The 14,221-nt window shown below is 77.0% G+C and carries 8 protein-coding genes; 3 read left to right on the plus strand and 5 right to left on the minus strand.

Features of this window, described 5'->3' with window-relative positions; genetic code table 11:
- The first annotated feature begins 53 nt into the window (after positions 1 to 53).
- Positions 54 to 3,305, plus strand: a complete 3,252-nt coding sequence (gene fdh, locus AGRA3207_RS08970; protein ID WP_231334098.1) for a formate dehydrogenase — start codon at positions 54 to 56, stop codon at positions 3,303 to 3,305.
- Positions 3,306 to 3,341: 36 nt separating this feature from the next.
- Here fdh and selD read toward each other — a convergent pair whose 3' ends face one another.
- From selD to pdxR, 4 genes are read right to left on the minus strand one after another with little or no spacing between them, the layout of a single operon-like run.
- The gene (selD, locus tag AGRA3207_RS08975; RefSeq protein ID WP_231334099.1) at positions 3,342 to 4,355 is read right to left on the minus strand and encodes a selenide, water dikinase SelD; all 1,014 of its coding nucleotides are present in this window, start codon (positions 4,353 to 4,355) and stop codon (positions 3,342 to 3,344) included.
- On the minus strand, positions 4,352 to 6,172 hold the full coding sequence (locus AGRA3207_RS08980; RefSeq protein ID WP_231334100.1) for a selenocysteine-specific translation elongation factor: 1,821 nt from the start codon (positions 6,170 to 6,172) through the stop codon (positions 4,352 to 4,354). The genes selD and AGRA3207_RS08980 overlap by 4 nt, the downstream gene beginning before the upstream one ends.
- Positions 6,172 to 7,521, minus strand: coding sequence for an L-seryl-tRNA(Sec) selenium transferase (gene selA, locus AGRA3207_RS08985; RefSeq protein WP_231334101.1), 1,350 nt, complete (start codon positions 7,519 to 7,521; stop codon positions 6,172 to 6,174). The genes AGRA3207_RS08980 and selA overlap by 1 nt, the downstream gene beginning before the upstream one ends.
- Before the next feature lie 43 nt (positions 7,522 to 7,564).
- The gene (pdxR, locus tag AGRA3207_RS08990; RefSeq protein ID WP_231334102.1) at positions 7,565 to 8,992 is read right to left on the minus strand and encodes a MocR-like pyridoxine biosynthesis transcription factor PdxR; all 1,428 of its coding nucleotides are present in this window, start codon (positions 8,990 to 8,992) and stop codon (positions 7,565 to 7,567) included.
- A 47-nt stretch (positions 8,993 to 9,039) separates the two neighbouring features.
- Between pdxR and AGRA3207_RS08995 the strand changes: the two genes are divergently transcribed.
- A complete protein-coding gene (locus AGRA3207_RS08995; protein WP_231334103.1) occupies positions 9,040 to 10,197 on the plus strand; it encodes an MFS transporter in 1,158 nt (385 codons plus the stop codon).
- On the opposite strand, the gene AGRA3207_RS09000 is transcribed toward AGRA3207_RS08995, so the two are convergent.
- A complete protein-coding gene (locus AGRA3207_RS09000) occupies positions 10,128 to 13,244 on the minus strand; it encodes an AfsR/SARP family transcriptional regulator (protein ID WP_231334104.1) in 3,117 nt (1,038 codons plus the stop codon). The genes AGRA3207_RS08995 and AGRA3207_RS09000 overlap by 70 nt on opposite strands.
- Positions 13,245 to 13,333: 89 nt before the next feature.
- On the opposite strand from AGRA3207_RS09000, the gene AGRA3207_RS09005 reads away from it, so the two are divergent.
- A complete protein-coding gene (locus AGRA3207_RS09005; RefSeq protein ID WP_231334105.1) occupies positions 13,334 to 14,197 on the plus strand; it encodes an NAD(P)-dependent oxidoreductase in 864 nt (287 codons plus the stop codon).
- The last annotated feature ends 24 nt before the right edge of the window (positions 14,198 to 14,221 follow it).

Consider the following 14,221-nt stretch of genomic DNA (forward strand, 5'->3'; position numbering starts at 1 on the left):
CCGGCCGGGTAGAAGGCGGCCGTCCGCGGGGCGACGTGGCGAAAGGCGGTGACGTGGGCGTTCGCAGCTGGATCGGATCCTGGCCCGTCTACCGCCAGTTCACCGGCGGCGACCCGCTGGGCCGCGGCGCCGCCGCCAAGAGCGCGGGCACCGGGCGGCTGACCGCCCGGGTGAGCACCGCCGACCGGGTCGTCAAATCCGTGTGCCCGTACTGCGCGGTCGGCTGCGGCCAGGACGTCTACGTCAAGGACGGGCGGGTCACGCAGATCGAGGGCGACCCGGACTCGCCCGTGAGCCGGGGGCGGCTGTGCCCGAAGGGATCGGCGAGCCTCCAGCTGACCACCGGGTCCGCCCGCGAGCACGAGGTGCTCTACCGGCGCCCGCACGGCACGGAGTGGGAGCGCCTCGACCTCGACACCGCCATGCACATGATCGCCGACAGGGTGATCGCGGCCCGGCGGGACGGCTGGCAGTGGGACGAGGACGGCACGCGGGTGCGGCGCACGCTGGGTCTGGCGAGCCTCGGCGGGGCCACGCTCGACAACGAGGAGAACTACCTCATCAAGAAGCTGTTCACCGCGCTCGGCGCCGTGCAGATCGAGAACCAGGCCCGCATTTGACACTCCTCCACCGTTCCCGGTCTGGGAACCTCGTTCGGACGCGGCGGCGCGACCACCTTCCAGCAGGATCTGCCCAACGCGGACTGCATCGTCATCCAGGGCTCGAACATGGCCGAGTGCCATCCCGTCGGGTTCCAGTGGGTGATGGAGGCGAAGGCGCGCGGCGCGAAGCTCGTCCACGTCGACCCGCGGTTCACCCGGACCAGCGCGGTCGCGGACGTGCACGTCCCGCTGCGCGCGGGAAGTGACATCGCGTTCCTCGGCGGGATCATCAACCATGTCCTGACGAACGAGAAGTACTTCCGGGACTACGTGGTCGCCTACACCAACGCCCCGATGATCCTGTCCGAGGACTTCCGCGACACCGAGGACCTCGACGGCGTCTTCTCCGGGCTGGACCCGGAGTCGCGCAGCTACGACAACCAGAGCTGGCAGTACGAGGGCATGGAGATGCAGTCGGCGGCCGGCGAGCGGGACATGGAGTACGAGGAGCGCACCGAGGCCGTCTCGGAGGCGGCGCGCGGCGAGGCGCACGGGTCCGGCGGCGCGGCGATCGGCGAGGGCGAACCGGAGCGCGACCTGACGCTGGAACACCCCCGGTGCGTGTTCCAGGTGCTCAAGCGGCACTTCGCGCGGTACACGCCGGAGATGGTGGAGCGGATCTGCGGCGTCCCGCGCGAGCGGTTCCTCCAGGTGTGCGACCTGGTCAGCGAGAACTCCGGCCGCGACCGGACGACCGCGTTCGCGTACGCGGTCGGCTGGACGCAGCACACGGTCGGCGTCCAGTACATCCGGACGGCGGCGATCCTGCAGACCCTGCTCGGCAACATCGGGCGTCCCGGCGGCGGGATCCTCGCGCTGCGCGGGCACGCCTCCATCCAGGGCTCGACCGACATCCCGACGCTGTTCAACCTGCTCCCCGGCTATATCCCGATGCCGCACGCGCACACCAACGAGAACCTTGACGCGTTCATCGAGGCGGAGGCCACGCGCAAGGGGTTCTGGGGCGACATGCGCTCCTACTTCGTCAGCCTGCTGAAGGCGTACTGGGGGGACGCGGCGACGGCCGGCAACGACTTCTGCTTCGACTACCTGCCGCGGCTGACCGGCTCGCACAGCACGTACGAGACGGCGATGGCGCAGATCGACGGCGTCTGCAAGGGCTACTTCCTGATGGGCGAGAACCCCGCGGTCGGGTCGGCCGACGCCAAGGTCCAGCGGCTCGGGATGGCGAACCTGGACTGGCTGGTCGTCCGCGACTTCTCGCTGATCGAGTCCGCGACCTGGTGGAAGGACGGGCCGGAGATCGAGTCCGGCGAGATGCGCACCGAGGACATCGGCACCGAGGTGTTCTTCCTGCCCGCCGCCGCGCACACCGAGAAGGACGGCAGCTTCACCAACACGCAGCGGATGCTCCAGTGGCACCACCAGGCGGTCGAGCCCGCCGGGGACGTCCGCTCCGACCTGTGGTTCACCTACCACCTGGGCCGGATCATCCGGGAGCGCCTCGCGGGGTCGGCGGACGAGATGGACCGTCCCGTCCTCGACCTCACCTGGGACTATCCGACGAAGGGCCGCCTGGCGGAGCCGGACGCGGAGGCGGTCCTCGCCGAGATCAACGGGCGCGGCGCCGACGGGGAGCCGATCGCGTCGTACACGCAGCTGAAGCCGGACGGGTCCACCACGTGCGGCTGCTGGATCTACGCCGGCGTCTACGCGGACGGCGTCAACCAGGCCGCCCGCCGCAAACCCGGCCGCGACCAGAGCTGGGTGGCGCCCGAGTGGGGCTGGGCGTGGCCCGCGAACCGCCGCGTCCTGTACAACCGCGCGTCCGCCGACCCCGAGGGCAGGCCGTGGAGCGAACGCAAGGCGCTCGTCTGGTGGGACGCGGAGAAGGGCACGTGGACGGGCCACGACGTGCCCGACTTCATCGCCGACCGGCCGCCCGGCCACAGGCCGCCGCCCGACGCCGAGGGCCCGGACGCGCTCGCCGGGGACGACCCGTTCATCATGCAGGCCGACGGCAAGGCGTGGCTGTACGTCCCGGCGGGCCTGATGGACGGGCCGCTGCCCGCGCACTACGAGCCGCAGGAGTCGCCGTTCACCAACCCGCTGTACGGGCAGCAGCGCAACCCCGTCCGGCACCTGCTGCCGCCGCATCCCGACAACCTCTACGCGCCGAGCGGGGACGCGCCCGGCGCGGACGTCTTCCCGTACGCGGCGACGACGTACCGGCTGACCGAGCACCACACGGCGGGCGGCATGTCGCGCTGGCAGCCGTACCTGGCCGAGCTGCAACCCGAGTTCTTCTGCGAGGTCTCGCCGGAGCTGGCGGCCGAGCGGGGACTCGGCCACGGCGGCTGGGCGACGATCATCGCCGCGCGGGGAGTGATCGAGGCGCGCGTCCTGGTCACCGGGCGGATCCCGCCGCTGACCGTGGACGGCCGGACGCTGCACCAGATCGGCCTGCCCTACCACTGGGGCCCGAACGGCTACAGCCGCGGCGACGCCGCCAACGAGCTGCTGCACCTCGCCCTGGACCCGAACACCCACATCCAGGAGGCGAAGGCGATCGCCTGCGACATCCGCCCCGGCCGCCGCCCGCGGGGGCCGGCGGCCCTGGCGCTCGTCCGCGCGTACCGCGATCGCGCCGGGATCACCGACCGGACCGGCACGGAGCCATGACGCCCGGCGGAGCCGACGCTCAGCGGAGCCTGACGCTCAGCGGATGACGAGTGCGTGCTCCCCGGCGGGGACCAGCTCGCCGATGACGGGGGCGCCGGGGATCTCCCCGGCGATGAGCAGGCCGCCGGAGGTCTGGGCGTCGGCGAGCAGGAGGCGGGTGTCCTCGTCCGCGCCGCCGAAGTCGGTGTGCGGGGCGACCCAGCCGAGGTTGCGGCGGGTCCCGCCGCTGATGTACCCGGCGGCGGCGGACTCGCGGGCGCCGTCGAGGTAGGGGACGGCGTCGGCGTCGACGACGGCGGTCACCCCGGACGCGCGCGCCAGCTTGTACAGGTGCCCGAGCAGCCCGAACCCGGTCACGTCGGTGGCGCAGACGGCGCCCGCGTCGAGCGCGGCGGCGGACGCCTCCCGGTTCAGCGCGACCATCGTGGCGACGGCGTGCTCGAACACCTCACCGGTCGACTTGTGCCGGTTGTTCAGGACGCCGACGCCGAGCGGCTTGGTCAGCGTCAGCGGCATCCCGGGGCGGCCCCGGTCGTTGCGGAGCAGCAGCTCGGGATCGGCGACGCCGGTGACGGCCATCCCGTACTTGGGCTCCACGTCGTCGACGCTGTGGCCGCCGCCGACATGGCAGCCGGCCTCCGTCGCGACGTGCAGGCCGCCGCGCAGGACCTCGCGCGCCAGCTCGAACGGGAGGACGTCGCGGGGCCAGGCCAGCAGGTTGACGGCGACGAGCGGGCGGCCGCCGACCGCGTACACGTCCGACAGCGCGTTCGCGGCGGCGATGCGGCCCCAGTCGTACGGGTCGTCCACGACGGGGGTGAAGAAGTCGGCGGTGGCGACGGCGGCCATCCCGTCGGCGGCGCCGGGCAGCCGGACCACGGCGGCGTCGTCGCCGGTGTCCAGCCCGATGAGCAGCTCGGCGTTGCCCGCGGGGGATCCGGGCCCGGTGAGGCCGCTCACCACCTCCTCCAGCTCGCCGGGCGGGATCTTGCAGGCGCAGCCGCCGCCGTGCGCGTACTGGGTCAGCCTCTGTCGCTCGATGGTCGTCATGATGTCCCTTCGGTGTGCACGCGGCAGCGCCGCCGGAGGTCGTCCACCCGGACGGTGTACCCGCGCGCGTCGAGATGCTCCATCAGCGGCACCGCGACGCGACGAGTGGTCCCCAGCGCGCGGCGAGCGTCGCTGAGCGTGAACGGCGCGCCGAGCGCGGCGAGCGTTTCGGCGGCCCGCTCGTCGTCGCCGGGCAGCAGGACGATCCCGTCGGCGAGCCTCAGCAGCGCGCCCGCGGCAGCGGCGGCGGCGAGCAGCCGGGGGGTGAGGCCGAGCTCGGCGAGGCGTCCCGCCTCGGGCGCGCGGAAGGGCGAGCGCTCCAGGTCGCGGCGGACGGCGTCGACGGCCTCCCGCACGCGCGGCGGCAGCTCGGGCGCGGTGGCGCGGCCGTAGATCCGGCCGCCGCGGCGCCGCAGCCCCGCCGCCGGCGCTCCCGCCGTCCCTCCCGATGGCCCGGCCGCGCCGGACACGAGCGCGTCGACGAGGGCCCGGTCCGGCAGGCCGAGCGCGTGGCGGGCGGCCTCGGCGGGCATCCCCGGGTCGGCCGGGTCGCGGGCGGCGTGCTCCTCGACGGCCGCGACGAGGCGGGCGCGCAGCTCCTCCCAGTGGCCGGGGTCGGCCAGCCAGTCCCCGGCGACGGGCTCGGACGGGACCGGGACGCCCATCGCCGCCAGCTCCGAGCGGCGGACGAGGCCGCGGCGGCGCAGCTCGTCCGCGCCGTCGGGGCGGCCGGTCATGGCGGCCAGCTCCGCGGCCCGCGCGGCGCGCGCGCCGCGCCGCGTGAACGGCTCGGGCCGGACGTCCAGCACGGTGACGCCCGCCGGGACGCGGTGCCGCCCGGGGTCGCGCAGCAGCGCGGCGTCGCCGACCCGCAGGGGCAGCGGCCGCGCCGCGGTCAGCCGCGCGGTGTCCTCGCCGAGCGGGCGGACGCGCACCGGCACGGCCGCCGTGCCCACGTGCAGCGTGAGCCGTTCCGGCAGGTCGCGCGCGGGGTCCCCGCGCAGCCGGACGTCGATCACGTCGGCCGTGAGCCAGCGGCCCGGCGTCAGGAGGGCGTCGCCGCGGCGGATGCCGGCCGCCCCCCCGTGCAGGTTGACCGCGACGCGGGCGACGGCGCCCACCGCGTCCCGGTCGTGCTTGAGGGCCTGGAGTCCCCGCACGCGGACGGGGCCGCCGCCCGCCGCGGGCGCCAGGCGGTCGCCGACGCGGATCGTCCCGGCGCCGAGCGTGCCGGTCACGACGGTGCCCCTGCCCTGGACGGTGAACACGCGGTCCACCCACAGCCGCACGTCCGCGTCCGGGTCGGGCGGGGGCAGCGCCCGGGTCAGCCGCCCGAGGGCCGCGCGCAGGTCGTCCATGCCCTGCCCGGTGGCCGCGCTCACCGTCACGTGCCCGGTCGCGCCGAGGGAGGTCGCGGCGAGGCGGGCGAGCGCGTCGTCGCGGACGCGGGCGGCGGCGCCCGGCTCGGCCAGGTCGGCGCGCGTCACCACGAGCAGCCCGTGCCGAACGCCGAGCGCGCCGAGCACCTCCAGGTGCTCCGACGACTGCCGCTGCCAGCCCTGGTCGGCCGCGACGGCGAACAGCACCGCGGGGACCGGCCCGACCCCCGCGAGCATGGTGCCGACGAGCCGCTCGTGCCCCGGCACGTCCACGAAGGCGACCTGCTCGCCGCCGAGGTCCGTCCAGGCGAAGCCGAGCTCGATCGTCAGGCCGCGGCGGCGCTCCTCCTCCAGCCGGTCGGGTTCCATGCCGGTCAGCGCGCGGACGAGCGTGGACTTGCCGTGGTCGACGTGACCGGCCGTGGCGAGGACGTGCATCAAAGCTCCCCGGCCGCCGCGGATGCGGCGCGCACCGCCGCGGCGATGTCGGCGTCCCGCGCGGCCGGGACGGCGCGGAGGTCGAGCAGGCACCGGCCGTCCTCGACCCGTCCCATCACGGCGGGCGCCCCCCGCCTGAGACGGGCGGCATAGGGCTCCGGCAGGGACACGGCCGCGCTCGGCAGGACGACACCGGGCGCGCCGCCGCCCCCGACCGCGGCGTCGCTGTCCACCGCCCGCGCGTCGACGCCGTCTTGGCGGAGTGTCGCGGCGAGCCGTTCCGCACGGTCGCGCAGTGTCCGGACGTCCGCGTGCAGGGCCTCGTCGGTCGGGGTGCGCGGGCCGCGGAGCGTCGCCTCCAGCGCGGCGAGCGTCAGCTTGTCGACGCGCAGCGCGCGGGCCAGCGGATGCCGCGCGAGGCGCCGCACCAGGTCCGCGCGGCCGAGGATGATCCCGCACTGCGGGCCGCCGAGCAGCTTGTCGCCGCTCGCGGTGACGAGCCCGGCGCCGTTCGCGAGGCTGGTGGACGCGTCGGGCTCGTCCGGCAGGAGCGGTTCCGGCGCGAGCAGGCCGGAGCCGATGTCGGCGACGACCGGCACGCCCCGCTCCCGCAGCTCCGCCAGCCCGGCCAGCTCGGCGACGCCGGCCTCCCGCGTGAAGCCCGTCATGCGGAAGTTGGACGGGTGGACCTTGAGCACGAAGCCCGTCCCGTCCCCGGCCGCTTCCGCGTAGTCGGCGGGCGCGGTCCGGTTGGTGGTGCCGACCTCGCGCAGCCGCGCGCCGGTCGCGGCGAGCAGCTCCGGGATGCGGAAGCCGTCGCCGATCTCCACCATCTCGCCCCGGCTGACGATGATCTCCCGTCCCCCGGCGAGCGCGGTCGCGGCGAGCACGAGCGCCGCCGCGCCGTTGTTGACGACGTGCGCCGCCTCCGCGGCCGGCACCCGCTCCAGCAGCGCCGCCAGCGCCGACCGGCCGCGCCGCGCCCGCGCGCCCGTCGCGAGGTCGAGCTCGACGTCCGTGGCGCCGCAGGCCGCCAGCGCCGCCTCCCGCGCCGCCGCCGACAGCGGGGCGCGCCCCAGGTTGGTGTGCAGCAGGACGCCGGTCGCGTTGACCACCGGCCGCAGCCCCGACGCCGTCTCCGGCAGCGCCGCCACCGCCGAGTCCGCCACCGCGCCGGGCGGGATCTCCCCGGCCCGCGCGCGCCGCTGCGCCGCGACGACCGCCGCCTTGACGACCCCGCGGCCGAGCCGCCCGGCGGCCTCGCTGAGACGCGGATCGGCGAGCAGGACGTCCGTCCGCGCGATCCGCCGCCGCCCGTCCTCCGCGACCGGCGCCACCTCACGATCCATGCCGTCCAGCATCGCATGGCGGGGACCCGGGCCCCGCGCGCGGTCAGTGCGCGCCGAGCAGGTCGGCGACCTCGGCGACGCCGTCCCGGATGGCGGTCGCGGTGAGGTCGCCGAAGCCGAGGACGAGCGCCGGTGGCTCGGCGGCCCCGGACGCGCGGTAGGTGCTCATCCCGTACAGGCCGACGAACCGCCTGCGCGCCGCGCCGACGATCTGCCGCTCGTCCGCGCCGGGCGGCAGGTGGGCGACGGCGTGGAACCCGGCGTCCAGGCCGGTCAGCGGGACGTCCGGCGCGTGCCGGGCGAGCGCCTCCACCAGCGCCGCGCGGCGCCCCGCGTAGACCGCGCGCATGTGCCGCAGGTGCCGCCCGTACCGGCCGGACTCGATGAGCGCGGCGAGCGCGAGCTGGTCGAGGACGGGCGAGCCGCGGTCGTCGAGCCGCTTGCTCTCGGCGACCGCCCCGGCCAGCGAGGGCGGGCACAGGATCCAGCCGAGCCGGAGGGCGGGGGCCAGCGACTTGCTGACCGTGCCGAGCGCGACGACACGGCCGGGCGCGAGGCCCTGGAGGGCCCCGACGGGCTCGCGGTCGTAGCGGAACTCGGCGTCGTAGTCGTCCTCGACGATGACGGCGTTCCGCTCGCAGGCCCAGTCGGCGAGGGCGCGGCGGCGGTCCGGCGCGAGGACGACGCCGGTCGGCCACTGGTGGGCCGGGGTCACGACGACCGCGCGGGCGCCGGACGCGGCGAGCGCCGCCACGTCCAGGCCGCCGCCGTCGACCGGCACGGGCACCGCCTCGACCCCGGCGCGGTCCGCCGCCGCCATGGTCGCGCCGTCGCCGTAACCGGGGTCCTCGAAGGCGACGCGGCGGACGCCCCGGCGGGCCAGGACGCCCAGCACGAGGTTGAGGCCCTGTGCGAACCCCGCGCAGGCCACGATGTTCTCGGGTTCGGCCACCGCGGCGCGGACCCGGCGCAGGTACCCGGCGAGGACGTCGCGGAACACCTCGCTCCCGCGCGGGTCGCCGTAACCGAACCCGGCGGCCGGCATCGTCCGCGCGGCCTCCCGCTGCGCCCAGGACCAGTCCCCGCGCGGGAAGGACGCGAGGTCGGGGACGCCCGCCGCGAAGTCGACGCGGAGACCCCGGACCGGAGGCACCGCCGGAGGCGCCGGCGCGGTGCCCGCCCCGGGTTCCGTGTGGACGCGGACCGGCGCCACCCGCGTGGCCGAGCCCGTCCGGGCGCACAGGTAGCCCTCGGCGGTGAGCTGGCCGTAGCACTCCTGGACGAGGCCGCGGGAGACACCGAGCTGCCGTGCCAGTTCCCGGGACGACGGCAGCCGCTCCCCCGCCTTCAGCCGCCCGGTGCAGATCGCCTCCCGCAGCCCCGCCTCCAGCTGGCCGCGCAGCGTCCCGGTGGCGCCCCGGTCGAGGCGCAGCAGCAGCTCCGGCGGCGAACCGGCCCACTCGATCGCCATGGAAGTGGACCATACAGGAGGCCGCCTGCCGTCCTAGCGTCGTCGGCATGAGCGACGTACTCCTGGCCGCCCCGCCGGTCCCGGCGCACCGCCCGCGCCTGATGAGCAGGCCGCTGGCGCTGGTGTTCCTGTGCGCCTTCGGGACGATGACCGGCTTCTACCTCCTGCTGTCGGTGGTCCCCCTGTACGCGGCGTCCAGCGGGGCGGGCGGCGTCGCCGCGGGCCTCGCGACGGGCTCGCTGATGCTGTCGACGGTGGCGGCCGAGCTGGTCGTCCCGCGTCTGGTCACCCGGTACGGGTACCGGCCGGTCCTGGCGGGCGGGGTGCTGCTGCTCGGCCTTCCTCCGCTGGCGCTCCCGCTCTCGGCGGGCATGGGCGTGGTCGTGGCGGTCGGCCTGGTGCGCGGGCTGGGCTTCGCGGTCGCGGTGGTGGTCGCGGGCGCGCTGGTGGCGACGCTCGTCCCGGCGGAGCGGCGCGGCGAGGGTCTCGGCCTGTCCGGGATCGTCGTCGGCGTCCCGGCGGTGCTGGCGCTGCCGCTGGGAGTCTGGCTCGCCGGGCACACCGGCTTCACCTGCGTCTTCGTCGCGGGCTCGGCGGCCGCGCTGGCCGTGCTCCCGGCGGCGCTCGCCCTGCCCGGCCGTCCGCCCGAGTCCGCGTCCCGGCGGGCGCTCGGCGTGCTGGGCGGGCTGCGGTGCCCGGCGCTGCTGCGCCCGGCGGCGGCGTTCGCCGCGAGCGCGGCCGCGGCGGGCATCGTGGTCACCTTCCTGCCCGCCTCCGCCGGGGGCGCCGCCGCCGGGGCGCTGCTCGTCCAGGCCGCCGCGGCGACGGCGAGCCGCTGGTGGGCCGGGCGCTTCGGGGACCGGCACGGCGCGGGGCGGCTGCTCCTGCCGGGCCTGCTCGCCGCCGCGGCCGGGATGGGCGGCCTGGCCCTGCCGGGCGGCCCGGTCGTGACCGTGGCGTCGATGGCGCTGTTCGGGGCGGGCTTCGGGGTGATGCAGAACGCGAGCATCGCGGTGATGTACGACCGGGTGCCGGTCTCCGGGTACGGGGCGGTCAGCGCCGTGTGGAACCTCTCTTACGACGGCGCGATGGGCGCCGGTGGCGCCGGGTTCGGGCTCGCCGCGGCCTGGGCGGGCTACCCGGCCGCGTTCGTGCTGACCGGCGCGGTGATGCTGCTCGCGCTGCCCCTGGCCCGCCGCGCCTGAGCGATCCGGGCGGTGATCCGGTCGACGTCGCCGCGTTCGGCGGGCGGCAGCGGCGCCCCCGCGGACGCGCGGCGGCCGGACGCGGCGTCCAGCGACCGCGCCGCGTCCTCGATCCGCCCGGCGAGCGCCTGCGCGCCCGCGGTGCCTTCGAGGGCGAGTGCCACGGCGCGCGGGTTGCCGGTGGCGCGGGCCGCCGCCAGCCCCTCGGCGTGCAGGGCGAGGGCACCGGCCGCGTCGCCGCGGAGCTCGGCGATGAACCCCAGCTCGGCCAGCAGGAACGCCAGTCCGGGCGCGCCGTCGATGCCGCGGCACCAGTCCAGCCAGCCGCGCAGGCGCGTCTCCGCCTCCTCCAGGGCGCCGCGGCGGCGCGCCGCGAGTGCGAGGCCGACGTCGGCGAAGTGCTCCATCCGCCGGTGCGACTCGCGGACGGCGAGCAGCCTGGCGCGCTCGTGCAGGGCGTCGGCGCGCTCGTGGTCGCCGGTGAGCAGCGCGATCCGGCCGAGCCTGGACAGCGCGCCGGACACCTCCGTCCACAGGCCGAGCTCCTCGGCGTCGCGCAGGCCGCGCCCGTGCAGCCCGGCGGCGCGGTCATAGTCGCCGGTCACCTCCGCGACGAGGCCGAGCGTCCCGGTGGCCTGGAGGCGTCCCCAGCGGTCGCCCGCCGCGCCGAACAGCTCCAGGGACCGCTCGCCGTCGCGGCCCGCGGCGCCGAGGTCGCCCGCGACGACGGCCTGCGCGGCGCGGGTGGCGAGCGCCGCCGCCTCGCCCCAGCCGTCGCCGAGGGCACGGAACCCGGCGAGCGCCCGCCCGGTGAGGTCGCCGATCTCGGTGAGGTCGCCGAACCCGGCCCGGACCGAGCCGAGGAACCAAGCCGCCCATGCCCTCCCCCACGGGTCACCGGCCTTGTCCGGCGCTGAGAGCCCGTCGAAGGCGGAGAGCGCGGCACGGCAGCGCTCGTCGCGGTCGGCGCCGTCACCGTCGAGCATGGTGAACCCGGTGTGCCAGGCCCGCGCCCTGGCCAGCGCGACGGGACTCCCTCCCGGGAGGGCCAGTGCCCGCTCCAGCGCGCGCCGGGCCTCGCTCACGCGGCCCCACAGGAACCAGGCCCAGCCCATGGCGTTGACCAGCCGCAGGGCCACGTCCGCGTCGCCGTGCTGGACGGCGGTGTCCAGCGCCGTCCTCAGGTTGGCCGTCTCCGCGCGCAGCCGCGCGAGGGCCTCGCGCTGGCCCGCACCGCGCAGGCGTGTTTCCAGGTGTTCGGCCAGGGTCGTGTAGTGGTGGACGTGGCGCCGCCGTGTCTCCTCGTACTCGCCCGCCTCGCGGAGCCGTTCGACGCAGTACGCGGCGACCGATTCCAGCAGCCGGTAGCGGGGACCTTCACCCACCACGACCAGCGACCGGTCCACCAGGCGCGCCAGCACGTCCAGGTCGCCGCCGCCCACCTCGGCGGCCGCGTCGAGGGTCGCGCCGCCCGCGTGGACGGCGAGGCGGCGCAGCGTCGCCCTCTCGGCCTCGTCCAGCGGCTCCCAGCTCCAGTCGATGACCGCGCGGAGCGTCCGCTGCCTGGCGGGGGCGTCCCGGGCGCCCGCCGACAGCAGCCGGAACCGGTCGTCCAGCCGCCGCGCCAACTCGTCGACGCCGAGCGCGCGGACGCGGGTGGCCGCCAGCTCCAGCGCGAGCGGAAGGCCGTCGAGCCGCGCGCAGATCACCGCCACGGCGCCGGACCCGGTCGCGTCGGCGGGGAAGCCGGGCGCCGCGTCCGCCGCCCGCGCCGCGAACAGCTCCGCCGCGTCGGGCGCGGACAGCGGCGGGACGGTCCACAGCCGCTCCCCGGAGATGCCGAGCGGCTCCCGGCCCGTCGCGAGGACGCGCACGCCGGGGACGTCCCGCAGCAGCCCCGCGACCAGCCGGGCCACCCCCTCGACGGCGTGCTCGCAGTTGTCCAGGACGAGCAGGGCCCGCTTGCCGCGCAGCGCCTCCGCCAGCCGCCCGCCGGGGGTGCCCGGCGTCCCGGCGTCGTCGCGCAGGCCGAGCACGCCCGCGACCACCCCCGCCACGTCGTCGGCGGACGCGCCCGGCGGCGCGCCCTCGTCCAGCGGGACGAACCAGACACCGTCCGGATGGCGTCCCAGGACCCGCCCGGCCGCCGCCACCGCCAGCCGCGTCTTGCCGACGCCGCCCGGCCCGTGCAGGGTCAGCAGCCGCGCCCCGTCCAGCAGGCCCGTGATCTCGCGCAGCGCCGCGTCGCGGCCGATCAGCGGGGTCACCTCGGCGGGCAGGGCCGCCACCGGCGCGCGCGGGCCCTCGGCCGGGTCCTGGCGGAGGACGGCCCGGTGCAGGGCGGCGAGCGCCGGGCCCGGGTCGGCGCCCAGCTCGTCGCGCAGCCTGCGGCGGTGCTCGTCGTAGGCCGCGAGCGCCTCGGCCGGGCGGCCCGTCCGGTAGAGGGCGCGCATGTACGCCGCGCGGAGCCGCTCCCTCAGCGGATGCTCGTCCACGAGCCCGCGCAGCTCGGCGGCCAGGGACTCGTGCTCGCCGAGGTCCAGGCGCGCCTCGGCCCGCCCTTCCAGAGCCGCCAGGCGCAGGTCGTCCAGGCGGGCGGCCTCCGGCCCGGCGGACGCGGTGTCGGCGAAGCCCGCGTAGGCGGGGCCGCGCCACAGCCCGAGCGCCTCGTCCAGCAGGGCCGCGCGCTCCGCCGGATCGCCGGTCCCCGCGGCACGCGCGGCGAGGGCGGCGAAGCGCGCCGCGTCGTCGGGGCGGGCGTCCAGCCGGTACCCGGGCGGGCGCGACCGCACCAAGGCGCGGGCGCCCGGCTCGGCGTCCTCCAGAGTGCGGCGGAGCTGCGAGACGCGTGCCCGGAGCGTCGCCGCCGGGTCGGCGGGCAGCGCGCCGCCGCCCCACAGGTCGTCGATGAGCCGCCCGGACGGGACGGCGCGCCCGGCGTGCGCGAGCAGCGCGGCCAGCAGCGCGCGGACCTTCAGGTCGGCGACCTGGACCGGCGTGCCGTCCTCGGCCCGCACCTCCAGCGGGCCGAGCACCCCGAAGCGCATACCGCCACCGTAACGCCGCCCGAACGGTTCCCGAACCGTCCCATCGCAGGCTGGCCCTGACCGGGATCGCACATCCAAGGAGACCCGACATGACCGACAAGACTCCCGTGACCGTCCTCGGGCTGGGACTGATGGGATCGGCCCTCGCCGAGGCACTGCTGGCGGCCGGGCACCCCGTCACCGTCTGGAACCGCACCCCCGCGAAGGCCGCGCCGCTGGTGGCCAAGGGTGCCGTCCAGGCGTCCGTCCCGGACGAGGCGCTCGCCGCGGGCCCGCTGGTGATCGTGTGCCTGTCCCTCTACTCCGACGCGGGGGACGTGCTCGCCGGCGCCAGCCTGACCGGGCGCACCGTCGTGCAGCTCACCAACGGCACGCCGCGCCAGGCCCGCGCCCTGGCCGAGACCGTCACCGGGCGAGACGGCCGGTACGTCGACGGCGGCATCATGGCCGTCCCGCAGATGATCGGAAAGCCCGGCGCGCTCATCCTCTACAGCGGCGACGAGGCGGCGTTCACCGAGCACCGCGACGTGCTCGCCGCCCTCGCCGAGCCACGCCACCTCGGCGGCGACCCGGGGCTGGCGCCGCTGTACGACCTGGCGCTGCTGGACGGCATGTACGGGATGCTCGCGGGCTTCTACCACGGGCTCGCGCTCGTCCGCTCCGAGAACGTCGAGGCCGCGGAGTTCACCCCGATGGCGGTCGCCTGGCTGACCGCGATGCTGCGCTCCCTGCCCGCGGGCGGCCGGGCCGTCGACACCGGCGAGTTCGGCACCGACGTCTCCAGCATCACCACCAGCCAGGTCGCCTTCCCCGGCCTGATCGAGACGTGCCGCGACCAGGGCGTGGACCCCTGGTACCTGCTCCCGCTGCGCGACCTGCTCGACCGCGCCGTGGCGGAGGGACACGGCTCCGACGGCCTCGCCCGGATGGTCACCCTGCTGGAACGGGGATAGGCCGTCCGGTGGCCCACCGGATCG

The sequence above is a fragment of the Actinomadura graeca genome, assembly GCF_019175365.1.
In the GTDB taxonomy this organism is placed as follows: domain Bacteria; phylum Actinomycetota; class Actinomycetes; order Streptosporangiales; family Streptosporangiaceae; genus Spirillospora; species Spirillospora graeca.

Bases quoted from the DNA above. Each gene is read 5' to 3' on its own strand.
- selD (WP_231334099.1), bottom strand. From the start codon at position 4,355: ATGACGACCATCGAGCGACAGAGGCTGACCCAGTACGCGCACGGCGGC.
- AGRA3207_RS08980 (WP_231334100.1), bottom strand. From the start codon at position 6,172: ATGCACGTCCTCGCCACGGCCGGTCACGTCGACCACGGCAAGTCCACG.
- selA (WP_231334101.1), bottom strand. From the start codon at position 7,521: ATGGATCGTGAGGTGGCGCCGGTCGCGGAGGACGGGCGGCGGCGGATC.
- pdxR (WP_231334102.1), bottom strand. From the start codon at position 8,992: ATGGCGATCGAGTGGGCCGGTTCGCCGCCGGAGCTGCTGCTGCGCCTC.
- AGRA3207_RS08995 (WP_231334103.1), top strand. From the start codon at position 9,040: ATGAGCGACGTACTCCTGGCCGCCCCGCCGGTCCCGGCGCACCGCCCG.
- AGRA3207_RS09000 (WP_231334104.1), bottom strand. From the start codon at position 13,244: ATGCGCTTCGGGGTGCTCGGCCCGCTGGAGGTGCGGGCCGAGGACGGC.
- AGRA3207_RS09005 (WP_231334105.1), top strand. From the start codon at position 13,334: ATGACCGACAAGACTCCCGTGACCGTCCTCGGGCTGGGACTGATGGGA.